The sequence below is a fragment of the Nesterenkonia marinintestina genome (assembly GCF_025420485.1).
Lineage (GTDB): Bacteria > Actinomycetota > Actinomycetes > Actinomycetales > Micrococcaceae > Nesterenkonia > Nesterenkonia marinintestina.
The window spans coordinates 34419-52866 of the sequence record NZ_JAOEFD010000014.1 but is presented as its reverse complement, the minus strand read 5'-3'; the positions used below and the strand labels follow the sequence as shown (position 1 = coordinate 52866).

13 protein-coding genes are annotated in these 18448 nt (G+C 70.9%); 2 read left to right on the top strand and 11 right to left on the bottom strand.

Annotated features, from left to right (window positions below):
- Nucleotides 1-10: 10 nt before the first annotated feature.
- The 9 genes from N7E59_RS10505 to argS all read right to left on the bottom strand — a co-directional run bounded on the left by N7E59_RS10505 (nucleotide 11) and on the right by argS (nucleotide 11936).
- The gene (locus tag N7E59_RS10505) at nucleotides 11-712 is read right to left on the bottom strand and encodes an L-threonylcarbamoyladenylate synthase (protein WP_261624887.1); all 702 of its coding nucleotides are present in this window, start codon (nucleotides 710-712) and stop codon (nucleotides 11-13) included.
- A complete protein-coding gene (gene prmC, locus N7E59_RS10500; protein WP_261624886.1) occupies nucleotides 709-1638 on the bottom strand; it encodes a peptide chain release factor N(5)-glutamine methyltransferase in 930 nt (309 codons plus the stop codon). The genes N7E59_RS10505 and prmC overlap by 4 nt, the downstream gene beginning before the upstream one ends.
- Nucleotides 1635-2780, bottom strand: a complete 1146-nt coding sequence (gene prfA / locus N7E59_RS10495) for a peptide chain release factor 1 (RefSeq protein ID WP_261624885.1) — start codon at nucleotides 2778-2780, stop codon at nucleotides 1635-1637. Before prfA ends, prmC begins: the two co-directional genes overlap by 4 nt.
- Nucleotides 2781-2898: 118 nt before the next feature.
- Entirely contained in the window at nucleotides 2899-4890 is a 1992-nt protein-coding gene (rho, locus tag N7E59_RS10490; RefSeq protein WP_261624884.1) for a transcription termination factor Rho, read from the bottom strand.
- Between the two features lie 338 nt (nucleotides 4891-5228).
- Complete coding sequence (gene thrB / locus N7E59_RS10485) at nucleotides 5229-6215, bottom strand: homoserine kinase (protein WP_261624899.1); 987 nt, start codon at nucleotides 6213-6215, stop codon at nucleotides 5229-5231.
- Between the two features lie 2 nt (nucleotides 6216-6217).
- Nucleotides 6218-7318: a threonine synthase gene (thrC, locus tag N7E59_RS10480; protein WP_261624883.1), complete on the bottom strand. Its 1101-nt coding sequence runs from the start codon at nucleotides 7316-7318 to the stop codon at nucleotides 6218-6220.
- Between the two features lie 79 nt (nucleotides 7319-7397).
- Nucleotides 7398-8744 carry a homoserine dehydrogenase gene (locus N7E59_RS10475; RefSeq protein ID WP_261624882.1) on the bottom strand — a complete coding sequence of 449 codons (1347 nt, stop codon included), beginning with the start codon at nucleotides 8742-8744 and terminating at the stop codon, nucleotides 7398-7400.
- 67 nt (nucleotides 8745-8811) lie between these two features.
- Nucleotides 8812-10284, bottom strand: coding sequence for a diaminopimelate decarboxylase (lysA, locus tag N7E59_RS10470; RefSeq protein WP_261624881.1), 1473 nt, complete (start codon nucleotides 10282-10284; stop codon nucleotides 8812-8814).
- Nucleotides 10284-11936, bottom strand: a complete 1653-nt coding sequence (gene argS, locus N7E59_RS10465) for an arginine--tRNA ligase (RefSeq protein WP_261624880.1) — start codon at nucleotides 11934-11936, stop codon at nucleotides 10284-10286. Before argS ends, lysA begins: the two co-directional genes overlap by 1 nt.
- Nucleotides 11937-12133: 197 nt before the next feature.
- Here argS and N7E59_RS10460 point away from each other — a divergent pair, with 197 nt between their 5' ends.
- Nucleotides 12134-14107, top strand: coding sequence for a bifunctional metallophosphatase/5'-nucleotidase (locus N7E59_RS10460; RefSeq protein WP_261624879.1), 1974 nt, complete (start codon nucleotides 12134-12136; stop codon nucleotides 14105-14107).
- Here N7E59_RS10460 and N7E59_RS10455 read toward each other — a convergent pair.
- The gene (locus N7E59_RS10455; protein ID WP_261624878.1) at nucleotides 14097-16460 is read right to left on the bottom strand and encodes an excinuclease ABC subunit UvrA; all 2364 of its coding nucleotides are present in this window, start codon (nucleotides 16458-16460) and stop codon (nucleotides 14097-14099) included. The two genes, N7E59_RS10460 and N7E59_RS10455, sit on opposite strands and share 11 nt — an antisense overlap.
- Before the next feature lie 168 nt (nucleotides 16461-16628).
- Here N7E59_RS10455 and N7E59_RS10450 point away from each other — a divergent pair, with 168 nt between their 5' ends.
- Nucleotides 16629-17300 (top strand): phosphatase PAP2 family protein, encoded by a 672-nt coding sequence (locus N7E59_RS10450; protein WP_261624877.1) that lies wholly within the window; start codon nucleotides 16629-16631, stop codon nucleotides 17298-17300.
- A gap of 6 nt (nucleotides 17301-17306) precedes the next feature.
- Here N7E59_RS10450 and N7E59_RS10445 read toward each other — a convergent pair whose 3' ends face one another.
- Entirely contained in the window at nucleotides 17307-18443 is a 1137-nt protein-coding gene (locus N7E59_RS10445) for a permease (RefSeq protein ID WP_261624876.1), read from the bottom strand.
- Between the last annotated feature and the right edge of the window lie 5 nt (nucleotides 18444-18448).

Here is an 18448-nt window from a genome sequence, read left to right as displayed (position 1 = left end):
GTGCGAGGGCTCAGCCGCCGCCCTCGGCGGCCTCCTCCCGACTCTGGTGCGGCTCCTCGTCCAGTCCCAGGAGGTCGGGCACCACGGTGCGCAGTTCGGCGACGGAGATCGCTCCCTCACGCACGACCCGCAGCGGCGAGACCGTGCAGTCCACGATCGTCGAGGGGCTCACCGTGTTCCGCGGACCGTCGTCGAGGTAGAGCTCCACGGAGTCCCCCAGCATGTCATGGGCCTCTGCGGCCGTGGTCGCGGCCGGCGAGCCCGTGCGGTTGGCCGATGACACGGCCAGCGGACCCGTGCGGCCCAGGAGGTCCAGGGCGAGGTCGTCGGCGGGCATCCGCAGCGCCACGGTGCCCCGGGTCTCGCCCAGGTCCCACGCCAGCGAAGGCTGGGCGGGGAGGATCAGGCTCAGCGCCCCCGGCCAGAAGGTCTCGGCGAGCCGTTCGGCCCGGTCGTCGACCTCCTCGGCCAGGGCCCGCAGCACCGCCAGCGATCCGATGAGCACCGGCGGGGGCATCGAGCGTCCGCGCCCCTTGGCCGCGAGGAGCACGCGCACCGCCTGCGGGGAGAACGCATCGGCCCCCACGCCGTAGACGGTGTCGGTGGGCAGCACCAGGCAGTCCCCCGTCCGGACGGTCTGAACGGCGGCGGACACGGCCTCGGCGCGGCGGTCTTCGGTCTCACAGGTCAGGATCCGGCTCACGGTCGTCATTCTCCCACGGTCTCGGAGGCCTGCACGGGGGCCTGCACGGGGGTCGGCTCGGAGGTGGTGGGCGTGCGCACCACGGCGCTGGTCGCCCGGTCGCGGCCCGTCAGGTCTCTGTGGGTGGTGACCTCGTCCAGGTCCCGGTGCCGACGCAGGTGCTCCCGCAGCGGTGCGGCCTGCGCCTCGGCGTGTTCGAGGACGAACCAGCCGCCGGGTCTCAGCAGACGCCGGGCGGCGGCGATCGTCGCCCGAGGCATCGCGAGTCCGTCCTCACCGCCTCCGTAGAGGGCAGTCTGCGGGTCATGGTCTCGGACCTCGGGGGCGCGGGGGACCATTCCGGGCGGGATGTAGGGCGGGTTGGAGACGACGACGTCGAAGGTGGCGTCCCAGGTCTGGGGCAGAGTCCGCAGGTCATCCTCGTGGACTCTGACGCCCAGCGGCTCGAGGTTCATCCGAGCCCAGGCCGCCGCCTGCGGCGAGACCTCGACCGCGTGGACCTCCGCGTCGGGCACCTCAGCGGCGATCGCCGCGGCCAGCGCCCCGGAGCCGGTGCCGAGATCGATCACCCGCGGTGTCGGCGGGGCGAGGGCCGCGAGGCGGTCGAGGGCGAGCTGTGCGACCTGCTCGGTCTCCGGGCGGGGCACGAACACTCCGGGGCCCACGCGCAGCTCGAGGCCTCGGAAGGGGGCCAGACCGGTCAGGTGCTGAAGCGGGATCCGCCGGGAGCGGTCGTCCACCAGGTCGGTCAGACGTCCGACCTGCTCCTCGGTGACCCGCCGTCCGGCGACGACGGCCGCCGCGGCCTCACCCCGCGAGACGCCCAGCACGTGGGCGATGAGCAGTTCGAGGTCGGCCCGCGGAGTCGGGACACCGGCCTCGGTCAGCCGCCGCAGCGCGTCGGGGGTCAGATCGTCCAGATTCCCTCCGCTCACGGGGCACCGAGCTCGTCGTCGGCGCCCTCGGCGGACCGCGTCAGTGCGGCGAGGCGTTCGGCCTCGTCCATGGCGCGGCAGGACTCGAGCACGGCGTCGAGGTCGCCGTCGACGACCGCATCGAGGTTGTAGGCCTTGTAGCCGGTGCGGTGGTCGGCGATCCGGTTCTCCGGGTAGTTGTACGTGCGGATGCGCTCGGAGCGGTCCATGGTCCTGACCTGGGAGGCGCGCACTTCCGCATCCTCGGCGTCCCGCTGGTCCTGCTGGTGCGCCAGCAGCCGGGAGCGCAGCACGCGCATGGCGGCCTCCCGGTTCTGCAGCTGGGACTTCTCGTTCTGCATCGCCACCACGATGCCGGTGGGCAGATGGGTGATGCGCACCGCGGAATCGGTGGTGTTGACCGACTGACCGCCGGGCCCTGAGGACCGGTAGACGTCGATCTTGAGGTCGTTCTGCCGGATCTCGAGCTCTTCGGGCTCCTCGACCTCGGGCAGGACGAGCACTGCGGCGGCGGAGGTGTGGATCCGTCCCTGGGACTCGGTCTCGGGCACGCGCTGGACCCGGTGGACCCCGCCTTCGAACTTCAGATGCGCCCAGACCCCGTCGGCCGGATCCGTCGCCGCACATCGGACCGACATCTGGACGTCGCGGTAGCCGCCGAGGTCCGAGGGCGTCGCGGACAGGATCTCGGTCTTCCAGCCCTTGGAGTCGGCGTACCGGGTGTACATGCGCAGGAGATCTGCGGCGAACAGCGCCGCCTCATCGCCGCCGGCGCCGCCCTTGACCTCGAGGATCACGTCGCGTGAGTCGTGCTCGTCCGGCGGGATGAGCCGCCGCACGAGCCGCTCCTCCGCCTCCGACTGCGCCTCCGCCAGGGCGGGGACCTCCTCGGCGAACTCGGGGTCCTCCTCCCCCAACTCGCGCGCCGCCTCGAGGTCGTCGCTCAGCCGTCGCCAGGTGCCGTGGGCCTCGGCGACGGCGTTGAGCTGGGCGTAGCGACGCCCGAGCCGACGTGCCAGCGCCTGGTCGGCATGGACCTCCGGCTCGGCCAGTCGCCGCTGAAGCTGGGCATGCTCGGTCAGCAGCGCGTCGACGGAGTCGAAGAGCCGCCTCTGCAGGACGGGGTCGTGGCCTTCAGCCATGGAGTGTGACCTTCCTCGACGGTCGGGGACCGGGGATGCGGAGCACGGACGACGCCGACGACGGCGCCCCGGCCGCAGAGCGGTGCGGGACGCCGTCGTCGGAGGGGTCTCGGCGGTGCTAGCCCTTGCCGTCGCCGAGGGTCGTCTTATTGGCCAGGAGCAGGAACTCGGCGTTGGAGCCGGTGTCCTTGAGCTTGTTGATCAGCAGCTCGAGGCCCTGCTGCGGCTCGAGGCCGGAGAGGACGCGGCGCAGCTTCCACATGATCCTGATCTCCTCGGCCGAGAGCAGGTTCTCCTCGCGACGCGTCGACGAGGCGTTGACGTCGACGGCCGGGAAGATGCGGCGGTCAGCCAGCTGACGGGACAGGCGAAGCTCCATGTTGCCGGTGCCCTTGAACTCCTCGAAGATGACCTCGTCCATCTTGGACCCGGTCTCGACCAGGGCGGTCGCGAGGATGGTCAGCGAGCCGCCGTCCTCGATGTTCCGCGCCGCGCCGAAGAACCGCTTGGGCGGGTACAGGGCTGAGGCGTCGACACCGCCGGAGAGGATGCGGCCCGAGGCCGGTGCCGCCTGGTTGTAGGCACGACCCAGGCGGGTCATCGAGTCGAGAAGCACGACGACGTCCTTACCGAGCTCGACCAGACGCTTGGCACGCTCGATGGCCAGCTCGGCCACGGTGGTGTGGTCGTCGGCCGGACGGTCGAAGGTGGATGCGATGACCTCACCGTCGACGGTCCGCTGCATGTCGGTGACCTCTTCGGGGCGCTCGTCCACGAGCACCATCATCAGGTGCACCTCGGGGTTGTTCGCCTTGATGGACTGGGCCAGGGACTGCAGGATGATCGTCTTGCCGGCCTTCGGCGGCGAGACGATCAGACCACGCTGCCCCTTGCCGATCGGCGCGACGAGGTCGATGACCCGCGGACCGATGTTCTTCGGGTCGCCCTCCAGGCGCAGGCGGTCCTGCGGATAGAGGGGCACCAGCTTGCCGAAGTCCACGCGCTGGTCGTTCTGGTCGGCGGGACGGCCGTTGACCGCGTCGAGCTTCACCAGGGCCGAGAACTTCTGCTTCTTGTTCTGGTTCTCGCCCTCCCGCGGAGCACGGATGTGGCCGTGGACGGCGTCGCCCTTGCGCAGGTTATAGCGCTTGACCTGGGCCAGCGAGACGTAGACGTCGTTCGGGCCGGAGAGGTATCCCGAGGTCCGCAGGAACGCGTAGTTGTCGAGGACGTCGAGGATGCCGGCCACCGGAAGCAGGACGTCGTCCTCGGTGATCTCGGTGTCGTCGACGTCCGGTCCGCCGCGTCCGCGACGACGGTTGTTGCGATCGTTGCGGTTGCGGCTGCGACGGTTGCGTCCGCGGCCGTCGCCGTCGTCGCCGCCCCGACCGTCGCCGCCCCGGCCGTCGCCGCCCCGGCCGTCGTTGCCCTTGCCGTCGTTGCCCTTGCCGCCGCGGGGTCGGTCGTCGCGGTTCTTCTGACCGCCCTGCCCGTCGTTGCCGCCCTTGTCGCCGCGGTCATTGCCGCCCTTGTCGCCGCGGTCGTTGCCGCCCTTGTCGCCGCGGTCGTTGCGGCCGCGGCCTCCGCGGTCGTTCTTGTCGCCGCGGTCGTTCTTGTCGCCCTTGTCGGACTGGCCCTTCGACTGCTGCTGGTCCTGCCCCTTGGACTGGTCCCTGCCCCGGCTCTGATCCTGGGACTGGTCACCGGCCTGCTCCTTCTGCTGGCCCCCGTCGCCCCGACCGCGACCGCCTCCGCGACCCTTGTCCCGGGACTGACGGTCGTCCGAGGCGTCGGCGCCCGAGGAGCCGTCTCCCTGACGGGACTGGCCGGAGGAGTCCTGGTAGTCCTGCTGGTCAGACTTCTGCTGATCAGACTTCTGCTGGTCGGCCTTCTTGCGTGCTCGCTCCTCGCGCTCGGCGACGGCGCCGCCGCGCTGATGGGCGGAGATCGCGTCGACCAGAGCCGACTTGCGCATCCGCGAGCCGCCGGTGATGCCGAGCTGCGAGGCCAGGGCCTGCAGCTGGGCGAGCTTGAGTCCCGCCAGACCGGAGTTCTGCTCGGTGCCGGTGGTCTCCTGCGCCTGGGCGGCCTCAGTGGTGGTTTCGGTCACGAAGGATTCCTTCCCCCTCGTCGGGCGGGATCGACTTCTGCCGGTGCCGCATGGGCGGCGCGACGTCGCGGATCCCGCATCGTGTGTGCGGCGGCTCCTCAGATGGCCGCCGTCTCTTCCGGAGTTCCCGCGCGGTGTCGTGATGCGAACTCCTCGCCGCAGAGCGGTCCGCGACGAGATGCGATGCGGTCCCGGCCCGATCAGGCTCAGGGCGGAGCGCCGCAGTCACACAGAGAGATGCGCTGTACGCGCGAAGAACTGCACGGTGCTCGGCCGGAGCGAAGTCGGAGAGAACCCGATCCTCCCGCCGCCCCCGACGCTGTCGGGAACCGCGGCGATCACCGTGGGTACCGCTCCACTGTAGCACCTGAGGTGCTGATCGGCAGTCGCAGGCGCCGCCAGTGCTGTCCGGCGAGTCCCCCGAAGCCCTCCAGTGCGGTCAGGGCGGACTCAGCGGCGTCGTCGCCGTCGGCCAGGACCAGCACGGTCGGACCGGCACCGGAGATCACCGCCGCGTGCCCCTCGCCCCGGAGCCGGTCGACCAGCGCCATGGAGGAGGGGAAGTGCGGGCGGCGCTGCTCCTGGTGGAGCAGGTCCGCCGTCGCGTCGCAGAGCCGGGACGGTTCGGCGGTCAGCGCATGGACGAGCAGAGCCGCGCGGGCCGAATTCGCCGCGGCCTCGGCGTGAGGGACCGTATCGGGCAGCGAGACCCGTGCGGCCGCCGTGGACTGACGGAAGTCAGGGATCGCCGCCACGGCCCGGACACCCGGATCCAGGCGGAGGGGCGCTCCGTCGAAGTGTCCGTCCTGCTCCCAGGACACCGCCGCTCCCCCTCGCAGCGCCGGGACGTAGTTGTCCGGATGACCCTCGAACCGTGCACCGATCTGGAGCTGCTCGTCCGGGCTCAGCCCGTCGGGGAGCAGCTCGGCGGCCGCAGTCACCGCGCAGGCGGCGGCCGCCGCGGAGGATCCCAGTCCACGGCCGTGCGGGATGCTGTTGGTCGCCCGCAGCGACAGGTCCGGCAGGCGGAACCCTCGGCTCCGCAGGATCCGAGCGATGAGCACGACGATCAGATGCGTCGCATCGGTGGGCAGGTCCTCGGCGGACTCCCCGACCACGTCCACCGACACGGAGGCCTGCCGGGCGTCGGACCGCGGGCGCGCTTCGACGTCGACGACGTCCCTGAGCTCGAGCGCCAGCCCCATGCAGTCGTATCCGGGGCCCAGATTGGCCGAGGTCGCCGGCACACTGACCCGGAAGGCCGTCGGTCCGGCCACGGGGTCGGGCAGCTCGCTCTCGGCCGCCGCATCGTCGGTGTGGAGCATGGTCACAGTCCCAGCTGACGCGCGATGACTTCGGCGTCCTGCGGCAGGTGGGTGGGCGTGATGTCGCTGCCGTCGGCGTTGCGCAGCGCCCAGTCAGGGTCCTTCAGGCCGTGACCGGTGACTGTGATGACGACCGTCAGACCGGCGGAGACCTCTCCGGCCGCATGCTTCTTCAGCAGGCCGGCGACCCCGGACGCGGAGGCCGGCTCGACGAAGACGCCCTCCTTGGAAGACAGCCACCGATGTGCGGTGAGGATCTCGTCGTCGGTCACCGACTCGATGATCCCTCCGGAGTCATCCCGGGCGGCCTCCGCCTGCTCCCAGGAGGCCGGATTGCCGATTCGGATCGCCGTGGCGACGGTGTCCGGCTCGGTGATGGGGTGACCGGCGACCAGCGGTGCGGCACCGGCGGCCTGGAAGCCCCACATCACAGGCCGCCCTTCGGACACCGGGGCCAGCTCTGCGCCGCTGAGCGGATGGGTCCACGTCTCCGAGTACTCCCGGTATCCCCGCCAGTAGGCGGTGATGTTGCCGGCATTGCCCACAGGCAGCAGATGGAGGTCCGGTGCCCGACCGAGGGCGTCGACCACCTCGAAGGCGGCGGTCTTCTGTCCTTCGATGCGGGCGGGGTTCACCGAGTTCACGAGGAATACCGGGTAGGCCTCCGAGAGCTTGCGCGCCACGTCGAGGCAGCCGTCGAAGTTGCCGTCGACCTGGATGAGCTCGGCGCCGTGGGCGATGGCCTGGGACAGCTTGCCCATGGCGATCTTTCCGTTGGGGACCAGCACCGCGCAGGTCAGCCCGGCCTGTGTGGCGTAGGCGGCGGCGGAGGCTGAGGTGTTCCCCGTCGAGGCGCAGACCACGGCCTCGGCTCCGTCGGCCACCGCGGCGGTGATCGCCGCCGTCATGCCACGGTCCTTGAACGAACCCGTCGGGTTCATGCCCTCGACCTTCAGGTGCACCTGACCGTCGATGAGCTCGGAGAGCGCCGGTGCGCGGACCAGCGGGGTGCCGCCCTCGCCCAGGGTGATGATGCGCGCATCGTCGTCGAAGGGCAGACGGTCTGCGTATTCGCGGATGACTCCGCGCCACTGATGCGCCACGGCGGAGGGCCTCCTCGCTGGTAGGACGGGGTCGGAGTGCGGACTGGGTGCGGTCTCAGGGTCGGTGTCAGTGTCGGTGTCAGCGGTCGACGTCGACCCGGATGACGGAGTCGATGGACTCCACCACCTCGAGGTCGCGCAGCGCCTCCACGGTCGCGGCCAGGGCACGCTCCTGGGCGATGTGGGTGACGATCTGCACCGTGACGCCGTCGTCGGCGGCGGCCTCGACCTCACCGGTGAGTGTCACGGCGCCGGGCTGCCTCATCGATTCGATGGACACGTGGTGGTCGGCGAAGACCCGCGCGATCTCGGCGATGACGCCCTCGCGCTCGTCCACGGTCATGTCGACGTAGTACTGGGTGTGGGCCTGGTCGATGCTCAGGGCCGGCAGCGACCCCGAGTCCTCGGCCGGCCCGGCCGGGGTGACGGTGGTGCCGCCGCGCAGCTGGCGCGCCGCGGTGACCAGGTCGCCCAGGACGGCCGATGAGGTGGGCTGGCCGCCGGCGCCCTGGCCGTAGAACATGAGCTCGCCGGCGTTCTCCGCGACCACGAACACCGCGTTGAACGCGCCGCGGACGCTGGCCAACGGGTGGTGGCGGGGCAGCAGGGTGGGGTGCACACGCAGCACCGCACCGGCGGGACCGTCCTCGCCGTCGAGCCGCTCGGCGATGGCCAGGAGCTTGATGACGTAGCCGGAGGCGGCCGCCGCCTCGATGTCGTCGGCGGTGACCTCGCGGATGCCCTCGCAGTGGACGTCGTCGATGGTGAAGGGCGAGTGGAAGGCGAGGTTCCCCAGGATCGCGGCCTTGGCCGCGGCGTCGTGGCCCTCGACGTCGGCGGTGGGGTCCGCCTCCGCGTAGCCGAGCCGCTGGGCCTCCTGCAGCGAGGAGTCGAACGGCGCACCGGTGGAGTCCATCTGGTCGAGGATGTAGTTGGTGGTGCCGTTGACGATGCCCATGATCTTCGTGATCCGGTCACCGGAGAGGGACTCCTGGATGGGCCGCAGGATCGGGATCGCACCGCCGACCGAGGCCTCATAGAGCAGCGGTGCCCCCGACTCCGCGGCCGCGGCGGCCAGCTCGGCTCCGCGGGCCGCGAGCAGCGCCTTGTTCCCGGTGACCACGGCGGCGCCCCGGCGCAGCGCACGGGTGATGAGGTCGGCGGCCGGGTCCATGCCGCCGATGAGTTCGACGACGACGTCGACCCGGTCCACGAGCCCCTCGGCGTCGGTGGTGAGCAGCTCACCGGGGATGCGCCAGTCCCGTGGGCTGTCGACGTCGCGCACGGCCACGCCGGCCAGGCGCACGTCGGCCCCCACCCGCGCGCTGATGTGGGCACGCTCCTCCACCAGGGCCCGGGCCACCTGGGATCCGACGCTTCCGGCGCCGAGCAGGCCGATCGTGAGCTGGTCCTGTGGGCTGGGCATCGTACCCTCCGTAGTGATGTGGATGTGGTCTGTATAAGGAGTTATGCGGAGAGGGATGCGGCCGCGGCTAGGCGGTCCAGCCGGTGTCCCGGGAGAGCATCTCGTCCTCGGTCTCCCGACGGATCAGCGTCCGCGCGGCTCCCTCGGCCACCGCCACCACCGCCGGCCGCGGCAGCCAGTTGTAGTTGCTCGCCAGGGAGTGGCAGTAGGCCCCGGTGGCCGGGACGGCCAGCAGATCGCCCCGCACCGTCGCCGCAGGCAAGTATACGTCGCGCACGACGATGTCTCCGGACTCGCAGTGTTTGCCCACGATCCGAGACAGCCGGTGGTCTCCGACGACCTTGCGACCGGCCAGCACGGCGGAGTAGTCGGCCCCGTAGAGGACCCCGCGGGCGTTGTCGCTCATCCCTCCGTCGACCGCGACGTAGCGGCGAGTCGCTGTGGAGCCGTCGGGCGCGTCCACTCCGACGTCCTTCTGCACCCCGACCCGGTAGAGGGTGAAGCCCGCCGGACCGACGATCGCACGGCCGGGCTCGATGGAGATGCGAGGCACCCGCAGGTCCGCCTCGGCGCACGCGGTCTTCACCGTGGCGGCCAGGGCCTCGGCGATGTCTTCGGGCCGGCGCGGGTCGTCGGCCTCGGTGTAGGCGATCCCGTGGCCGCCGCCGAGGTCGAGCTCCGCCAGTTCCACGCCGTGGTCCCGACGGATGTCGGCCACCAGCTCGATGAGCCGACGTGCGGCGACCTCGAACCCTGTGGGTTCGAAGATCTGGGAGCCGATGTGGCAGTGCAGACCGCGCAGGTCGATGTGTTCGGAGTCCAGCGCCGCCGCGGCCGCACGCTCAGCGACCGAGGGTCCCGAGTCTCGGGCCATCGAGAGGCCGAACTTCTGGTCCTCGTGGGCGGTGGCGATGTACTCGTGCGTGGAGGCGTGCACCCCGGGGGTCAGCCGGAGCATCACCGGAGCGCGGGTCCGCATCTGCTCGGCGATCGTCTCGATGCGCTCCAGCTCGTCCAGGGAGTCGGCGATGATCCGCCCGATCCCGGCATCCAGGGCCCTGCGGATCTCGTCGTCGGACTTGTTGTTCCCGTGCAGGCCCAGACGTGCCGGGTCCGCACCGCCGGCCAGGGCGACGGCGAGCTCCCCGCCGGTGGAGGTGTCCACGCAGAGGCCCTCCTCGACGGCCCAGGCCACGACCTGGGTCGACAGGAACGCCTTGCCGGCGTAGAAGACGTCGACCTCGGTCTCCGGGGCGAACGCGCGGCCGAACGCCTCGCGGAAGGCTCGGGCCCGTGCGCGGAAGTCGGACTCGCTGAGGACGTAGAGCGGAGTCCCATGCTCCTCGGCGAGCGAGGCGACGTCGACTCCCCCGACGGTGAGCACGCCGTCGTCGTCGCGGTGGGCGTCGGCGGGCAGCAGGTGGTGCTCCAGGCCCGCCGAGTCGGTGATCGGGCTCAGCCAGTCCGGGGCGAGCGGGTGGGGAGCGGGTGCTCCGTGGGTCGGCTGTCCGTGGGCTTGTTCCTGCGGCTGTCCGTGCATCACATCTTCTCCGGGGCCGAGACGCCGAGCATCGCCAGCCCGTTGCGCAGCACCTGCACGGTGGCGTCGTTGAGCCAGAGGCGGGTCCGGTTGGTGTCGGTGATCTCCTCACCGGCGCGCGGCACCATGCGGCAGGTCGCGTACCAGGAGTGGTAGGCCGCGGCGACGCCCTCCAGGTGGCGGGCGATGCGGTGGGGCTCGCGCATCTCGGCGGCGCCGGCGACGACGGAGGGGAAGCGGCCCAGACGAGCGAGCAGCTCCTCCTCCTCGGGTGCGCTGAGCAGTCCGGCGTCGAAGCCGGCGCCGGGCGCACCGTGGCCCACGCCGTGGTCGGCGGCGTTGCGGGCGGCCGCGCAGGCGCGTGCGTGGGCGTATTGGACGTAGAAGACGGGGTTGTCGTTGGTCCGCGAGCGCAGCAGCTCCGGGTCGATGTCCAGCGGCGAATCGGCCGGAGAACGCGCCAGGGTGTAGCGCAGGGCGTCGGCGCCGAGCCATTCGATGAGCTCGGTCAGCTCGATCATGTTGCCTGCGCGTTTGGACAGCCGCGCGCCGGAGACGGAGATCAGCTGGCCGATGAGGATCTCGATGTTCTGCTCCGGGTCGTCTCCGGCACAGGCGGCGATGGCCTTCAGTCGGGCCACATAGCCGTGGTGGTCGGCGCCGAGCAGGTAGATCTTCTCCGCAAATCCGCGTTCGCGCTTGGAGAGGTAGTACGCGGCGTCGGCGGCGAAGTACGTCGGTTCGCCGTCGGCCTTGATGAGGACGCGGTCCTTGTCGTCACCGAAGTCTGTGGTGCGCAGCCAGACCGCGCCGTCGCGGTCGTCGATGTGCCCCTGCTCCCGCAGCGTGGCCACCGCCTCCTCGAGGCGTCCCTCACGGTGCAGGCTCTGCTCCGAGAAGTAGACGTCGAAGGTCACGCCGAAGTCGAGCAGGGTTCCGCGGATCTGCGCGAGCTGGGCTTCGTAGGCGAGGTCCCTGACCACCGGCAGGGCCTCCCCGGGGTCCATGTCCGCGACGTCGGCCCGCTGGGCGAGGACCTCGTCGGCGAGTCCGGCGACGTACTCGCCCGGGTATCCGCCCTCGGGCAGCTCCTCGCCCCGGATGCGCGCGAGGACCGAGCGGGCGAAGATGTCCATCTGACTGCCGGCGTCGTTGATGTAGTACTCGTCGGTGACCTCGGCCCCACAGGCGCGCAGCACGCGGGACAGGGCGTCGCCCAGCGCGGCCCACCGGGTGTGCCCCAGGTGCAGGGGCCCGGTGGGGTTGGCGGAGACGAACTCGAGGTTGATCACGCGCCCGGCCATGCTCCGGTTGTGCCCGTAGTCCTCGCCCGACTCGACGATGGTCCGTGCCAGCTCGCCGACGGCGGCGGCGTCGAGGGTGATGTTGATGAAGCCGGGGCCGGCCACGTCCACACCGGTGACACCCTCGACCCCGCCCAGACGAGCGGCGAGGATCTCTGCCAGGTCGCGGGGCGGCATGCCGGCGCGTCCGGCCAGCTGCATGGCGACGGTGGTGGCCCAGTCTCCGTGCGCGCGGTCCTTCGGCCGCTCGACGACGACCGTCTCGGGGACCTCGAGGGTCAGCTCGCCGGCCTCGACGGCCTCGGAGAGCACACGGATCACTTCGGCGGAGAGTTCTTCTGGAGTCACCGGAACAGTCTACGGTCTGTGGGCCTCCGCCTCAGATCCGGTCCGAGGTCGCCCCGGTCAGCTCGGTCGGACCGACCGCGGGTGACCATCGGCCGACGACGCGGTGAACGTCGGCCCCGTCGGACCCCGCAGCTCCGCCTCCCCCGCCTACGGTGGGAGGTGGCCCCCGTTACGCGCCGACTCTTCGGAGGAGACCCATGCCCCGCACCCGGCACGCCCTGTCGATCATCGTCCTCGCCGCACTGGCCTCCACCGCCTGCTCCTCGGAGCCCACGGATGATAAGGACACCGAAGACCCCGCCGACGGCACCGCTGAGGATACTGCTGAGGAGACGAGCGACGGGGGCGGCGAGGGTGAGGTCACCGTCCTGGGGTTCAACGACTTCCACGGCTCCATGGACTCCGCCGAGGCCTTGGCCTGCACGGTGGAGCAGGCTCGCGAGGAGCACCCGGAGAACCTGGTGATCTCCGCCGGCGACGACGTCGGGGCCAGCCAGTTCGAATCGGCGGTCCAGGACGACCAGCCGACCCTGGACCTCTACAACGCCATAGAGCTGGACGCGGCCGCACTGGGCAACCATGAGTTCGACCAGGGCTACGAGGACATCACCGATCGTCTCGAACCGGAGGCGGACTTCGACTTCCTCGCGGCGAACCTGTTCGAGGCCGACTCCGAGGACCGGGCCGCCTCTCCGTACGAGATCTACGACGTCGACGGGCTGGACGTCGCGGTGGTCGGCGCGGTCACCGCCGAGACGCCGGAGCTCGTGGTGCCGGAGGGCGTCGAGGACGTCGAGTTCCGGGATCCGATCGACTCGGCCGTCGAGGTGATCGAGGAGGAGCTCGAGGACGCCGACGTCGTCGTCCTCTCGGTGCATCAGGGCTCCCCCGAGGACCTGGACACCGGCGAGGTCCCGGAGGACGACTGGTCGGTCCGAGTCCACGAGGAGCTCGGCGACCTGGTCGATCTGGTCCTCGAGGGGCATACCCACAACGCCTACGCCTACGAGACCGACGGTCTGGCGGTGATGCAGACCGGGTCGAACGGGGAGAACCTCGGGGCGGCGACGCTGAGCGTCGAGGACGGTGAGGTCACCGCCTCGGAGCCGGAGCTGCTGCCCACCGATGAGACCGACACCGACGAGTGTGCGGAGCAGGAGCGGTTCGCCGCGACGCAGGAGGTCGTCGCCGACGCCGACGAGTACGCCGCCGAGGTGGGCGACGAGGTGCTCACCGCTCAGGACGGAGACATCACCACCGGCTGGTCCGCCGAGGACGCCGAGTACGTCGACGGCGTGTGGGACACCGAGGCGTCCGGCCACGGGGACGACCGGACCCTGCAGTCGACCATCGGCAGCCTGGTGGCGGACTTCCATCAGGACGCGGACGCCTGGCCGGAGGAGCTGAGCATCGACGTGGGCCTGATCAACGCCGGCGGGCTGCGTGACGACATCCGCGACGAAGGTGGGGAGACCACGCTGCGCGACGCGGTCGACGCCGTGCCGTTCAACAATCGGCTGGTCGCTCTCGAGATGACCGGTGAGCAGCTGCGCGAGGTGCTCGAGCAGCAGTGGGGGGAGGACGGCTATCAGCAGTTCGGCGTCTCCTCCGACCTGCGCTACACCTTCGACTCCGAGGCCGAGGAGGGAGATCGGATCACGTCGCTGCGGTTCCGGGACGAGCCCGTGGCTGAGGACGACGTCCTGACCGTCGGCGTCGGGGAGTTCCTCGCCGGTGGGGGCGACGGGTTCACCGCGTTCACGGAGACGGAGGACCGTGAGGAGACCGAAGTCATCGATACGGAGGTCTGGCCCGACCACCTCGCGGAGCAGGATGAGATCGCGCCCGACTACGCATTGCGGGCCGTGGAGTTCCGAGGCGTGGAGCCCGACGAGGAGTTCGCCCCGGGCGACGAGATCAGCTTCGAGGTGGGCTCGATGCACAGCATGAGCCTCGGCGCACCTCAGGTGTCCGAGGTCATCGTCGTATGGCGTGACGGTGATGAGGAGACCGAGATCGGTTCGGCGGAGTACACCGTCGACGACGGCTCGGGGACGGCCGCGCCGACGGTGACGATCCCCGACCAGGCCGCCTCAGGTGAGGGCGAGCTCGTCGTCCGCGCCGACGCCGGAGGCACCGAGGCGGTCCTCCCGGTGTCCCTCAGCGACTGAGGTGCTCGGCCAGGTGTCGGCCCGTCAGCGTCCTCGGGTCCTCGATCAGCTGCGACGGAGCGCCCTCGAAGACGACCCGTCCGCCGTCGTGGCCGGCACCCGGGCCCACGTCGATGATGTGGTCGGCGTGGGCCATCACCGCCTGGTGGTGCTCGATCACGATGACCGTCTTGCCGGCGTCGACCAGTGAGTCCAGCAGCCGCAGGAGCTGGTCGACGTCGGCCAGGTGCAGCCCGGTGGTGGGTTCGTCGAGGACGTAGATCCCGCCCTTCTCGGCCATGCGGACAGCGAGCTTGAGCCTCTGGCGCTCTCCGCCGGAGAGGGTGGTCAGCGGCTGGCCCAGCCGGATGTAGCCCAGGCCGACGTCGGCGAGGCGGGTGAGCACCTTCGTCGCCGCCGGCAGCGAGGCCTCCGGTGACGAGAAGTGCGCCAGCGCCTCCTCGACGGAGAGGTCGAGCACGTCGGCGATGTTCCTGCCGCCGTAGGTGTAGTCCAGGACCTCGGGCTGGAACCGCCGCCCCCCGCACTCCTCGCAGGGGGTGGCCGCGGCGGCCATCATGGCCAGATCCGTATAGATCACCCCCGCGCCGCTGCAGATCGGGCAGGCGCCCTCGGAGTTGGCGCTGAACAGGCCGGGCCGGACCCCGTTGGCCTTCGCGAAGGCCTTGCGGATGGGCTCGAGCATCCCGGTGTAGGTGGCGGGGTTCGAACGCCGCGAGCCGCGGATGGAGGTCTGGTCCACGGTCACCACGCCCTCACGCGGAGAGATCCCGGTGCCGATCAGTGTGGACTTCCCCGAGCCGGCCACCCCTGTGATTACGGTGAGCACTCCCAGGGGCACGTCGACGTCGACGTCGCGCAGGTTGTGTGCGGCCGCTCCGCGGATCTCCAGCACTCCGGTGGGACTGCGCACCGTCTCCTTCAGGGCGGCCCGATCACCCAGGTGGCGGCCGGTCAGGGTGTCCGAGCCGCGCAGCCCCTGCAGGTCGCCCTGGTACGTGATGGTGCCGCCTCGCTCACCGGCGTGGGGGCCGAGGTCGACCACGTGGTCGGCGATGGCGATGATCTCGGGCTTGTGCTCGACGACGAGGACCGTGTTCCCCTTGTCCCGCAGCTGCACCAGCAGCTCGTTCATCCGGGCGATGTCGTGGGGGTGCAGCCCGGTGGAGGGTTCGTCGAAGACGTAGGTGACGTCGGTCAGGGAGGAGCCCAGATGCCGGATCATCTTGATCCTCTGGGCCTCTCCCCCGGACAGGGTCCCGGTGGGGCGGTCCAGGGACAGGTAGCCCAGACCGATGGCCACGAAGGAGTCGAGGATGTGCAGCAGCCCGTCGCGCAGCGGGGCGACGCCGGGGTCGTCGATCCCGCGGACCCATCCGGCGAGGTCGCTGACCTGCATGCGGCAGACGTCGGCGATGGAGCGCCCGTCGATCAGCGAGGAGCGGGCTGCCCCGTTGAGTCGGGTGCCGTCGCAGTCCGGGCAGGGGACGAAGGTCACCGCGCGGTCGACGAACTCTCGGATGTGGGGCTGCATGTCCTCACGGTCCTTGGTGAGCATGGACTTCCGGATGCGTGGGACCAGGCCCTCATAGGTGGTGTTGATGCCCCGGAACTTCATCTTCGTCGGCTCCCTGTGCAGGAAGTCGTCGAGCTCCTGCGGGGTGTAGTCCCGGATGGGCTTGTCCGGGTCGAGGAGACCGGACTCGGCGTAGTACTTCACCGCCCATCCCCCGGGCTTGTACCCGGGCACGGTGATCGCGCCCTCGTCCAGGGACTTGGACTCGTCGTAGATCTGGCCGAGGTCGAGGTCGCTGATCCGGCCGAGCCCCTCACATCGCGGGCACATGCCTCCGGCCCGGGAGAAGCGGGTGACCTCGGTGGTGGAGGCCTCCCCCCTGTCCACTGTGATGGACCCGGAGGCCTGAACCGACGCGACGTTGAAGGAGTACGCATTGGTGGTTCCGAGGCGGGGCTCGGCCAGGCGGCTGTAGAGGATCCGCAGCATGGCGTTGGCGTCCGTGGCGGTGCCGACGGCGGAGCGCGGGTTCGAGGCCATACGCTCCTGGTCGACGATGATGGCGGTGGTCAGGCCCTCCAGGGTGTCGACGTCGGGCCGACCGATGGTGGGCATGAAGCCCTGCACGAACGCCGAGTACGTCTCGTTGATCATCCGCTGGGACTCCGCGGCGATGGTGCCGAACACCAACGAGGACTTGCCGGAGCCGGACACCCCGGTGAACACGGTGAGCCGCCGCTTGGGGATCCGCAGGGTGACCTCACGCAGGTTGTTCTCCCGGGCGCCGTGCACTTCGATCCAGTCGTGGCTGTCGGCGGTGTGGCGTGTGGCGGTCACAGGGTCTCCTGGCGGTCCGGTGGGACGGAGTCGAGCCAAGCGTAGTCCAGGTGGGTGGTGAATGCGCTGTGAACCTTCGATGAACACCGGGTAGAGTGGCCCGTTCGCCCGCTTCTCCTCCCAGTTCCGACGCAGGTGATCCCTCTGTCTTCCTTCGCCGTGAGGTCTGTGAGCGCCGCTCTGCTGCTGGCGCTCGGCCTCGGGACCGTCTGGGCGCTGCGCGAGGGCGGCGGGCGGAGCAGCCTCGTCGCTCAGGCGGCGATCGACCTGGAGGCCACGACCGAGGCGCACCACACATCGGAGGTCACGCTGATCAGCCTGGTGGTGCTCTGGTGCGCCCTGGCGGCTTGGCTGCTGATGCGTCGCCTCAGCTCGCCGCTCGCCCGACTGGCCGCCGGAGGCCTCGGCGCGGTGATCGCCTATGCGCTCTCCGAAGCGGCCAAGGCGCTGATCGCAGCCGACCGACCCTGCCGGGCCTACGCCGTCGAGGTGGCGACCTGTCCAGGGGCGGAGAGCATGGCGTATCCGAGCAACCACACAGTGATCGCCGTCGCGCTCGCCGCCGCCGTCGTGGCGTCCGCACCCCGTTGGGCCTGGGCGGCCGCGCCCCTGGCGGCGGCTACGGGAGCCGGTCGCGTCCTCGCCGGGCACCACTATCCCCACGACGTGGTCGCCGGGGCCGGGCTCGGTCTCACCGTCGTCATCGCCGCGGTGCTCATCGCCTCTCCGCCCCTGCGCCGCACGGTGATCGTTCCCCTGACCGGCGAGGAGCCTAGGCGGAGGATCGAGGAGTCCGAGCCCCGCGGAGAGGACGCCCCGTCTGCGTCGGCGTGCGGCTGAGAAGCCTCAGACCAGCACCAGCATGGCTGCTCCCGAGAGGATCCCTCCTACGACGACGGCCGCGGCCATGGCGGAGGTGGCCCGCCAGCCCAGGTACTTGCCGACCATGATGATCGACGGCAGGCTCAGCGCCGGCAGCGTCACCAGCAGCGCCCCGGCCGTGCCGGCGCCGACTCCGACGGCGGTGAGGCCGATGATCACGGGAATCTCACCGCCGGTGGGGATGACCAGCAGCATGCCCACCACGGCTGCGAGCAGGATGGCGGCGGCGCCGATCTGCGCCTCCAGGCCGTAGAGACCGGTCAGCCACGGCAACAGCAGGCCCATGAGGAAGACCAGCAGCAGGTGCTCCGGCAGCATGATGCGTGCGAAGCGGCCCAACGAGCGGACGTACCGTCCCGGCAGGTCGGACGGGGTCGGCGGATCCTCGACGTCGGTCGCGGACTGCCCGAGGCCCTGCGGGTCGGCGACCGGGGCCGCGGCGCGGGCGGAGCGCCCGAGCAGACGTCCTATCAGTGCCGCGGCACCGACCGTGACGGCGATCCCGACGACCAGGCGGACGACGCCGAACTCCCAGGGCAGCACGAACAGCAGGAACACCAGCACCGCCGGATTGAGCAGCGGATTGCCGACCCAGTACGCCATCGCCGCCCCCGTGGAGACTCCCGAACGGCGCAGTCCGGCGGCCACAGGCGCCGCGCAGCACGTGCACATCATGCTGGGCAGCGAGACGACCGCACCGACCATCGCCTGCCCCAGGCTGCTCGCCCGGTTGAGCAGCCGCACCAGCCAGTCCCGGGGGACGAGCGCGTCGATGGCGGCGGCGGCGAGCATCGCCACCACCAGGGCCTTCCACACGGCCGCGAAGTAGAGGAGTGTGAAGTCCCACGCCCCGCCGAGGCTCGGAGTCTCCCCCGCGGCGGCGAAGATGATCTCTGCGTCCCACACGGCATCGACGCTCAGCTCGGCGATCCGGTCGACGTAGGGGATCCACTTGGACCAGCCCAGTCCCAGGACCAGGATCGTGGTCAGGATGCCCACTCCGATCCAGCCCGAGGCCGGCGACGTCCGGCCGACACGTCCGCGGGCATCGTCGACGTGTGGCCCGGCGCCGGGAGACTGCGAGGTCTCACGGGTCTCCATGGGGC

What these genes read in the sequence shown, in the direction of transcription:
- N7E59_RS10505 (WP_261624887.1), bottom strand. Translation starts at nt 712, where the DNA reads ATGACGACCGTGAGCCGGATCCTGACCTGTGAGACCGAAGACCGCCGC.
- prfA (WP_261624885.1), bottom strand. Translation starts at nt 2,780, where the DNA reads ATGGCTGAAGGCCACGACCCCGTCCTGCAGAGGCGGCTCTTCGACTCC.
- thrB (WP_261624899.1), bottom strand. Translation starts at nt 6,215, where the DNA reads ATGCTCCACACCGACGATGCGGCGGCCGAGAGCGAGCTGCCCGACCCC.
- N7E59_RS10475 (WP_261624882.1), bottom strand. Translation starts at nt 8,744, where the DNA reads ATGCCCAGCCCACAGGACCAGCTCACGATCGGCCTGCTCGGCGCCGGA.
- lysA (WP_261624881.1), bottom strand. Translation starts at nt 10,284, where the DNA reads ATGCACGGACAGCCGCAGGAACAAGCCCACGGACAGCCGACCCACGGA.
- N7E59_RS10460 (WP_261624879.1), top strand. Translation starts at nt 12,134, where the DNA reads ATGCCCCGCACCCGGCACGCCCTGTCGATCATCGTCCTCGCCGCACTG.
- N7E59_RS10445 (WP_261624876.1), bottom strand. Translation starts at nt 18,443, where the DNA reads ATGGAGACCCGTGAGACCTCGCAGTCTCCCGGCGCCGGGCCACACGTC.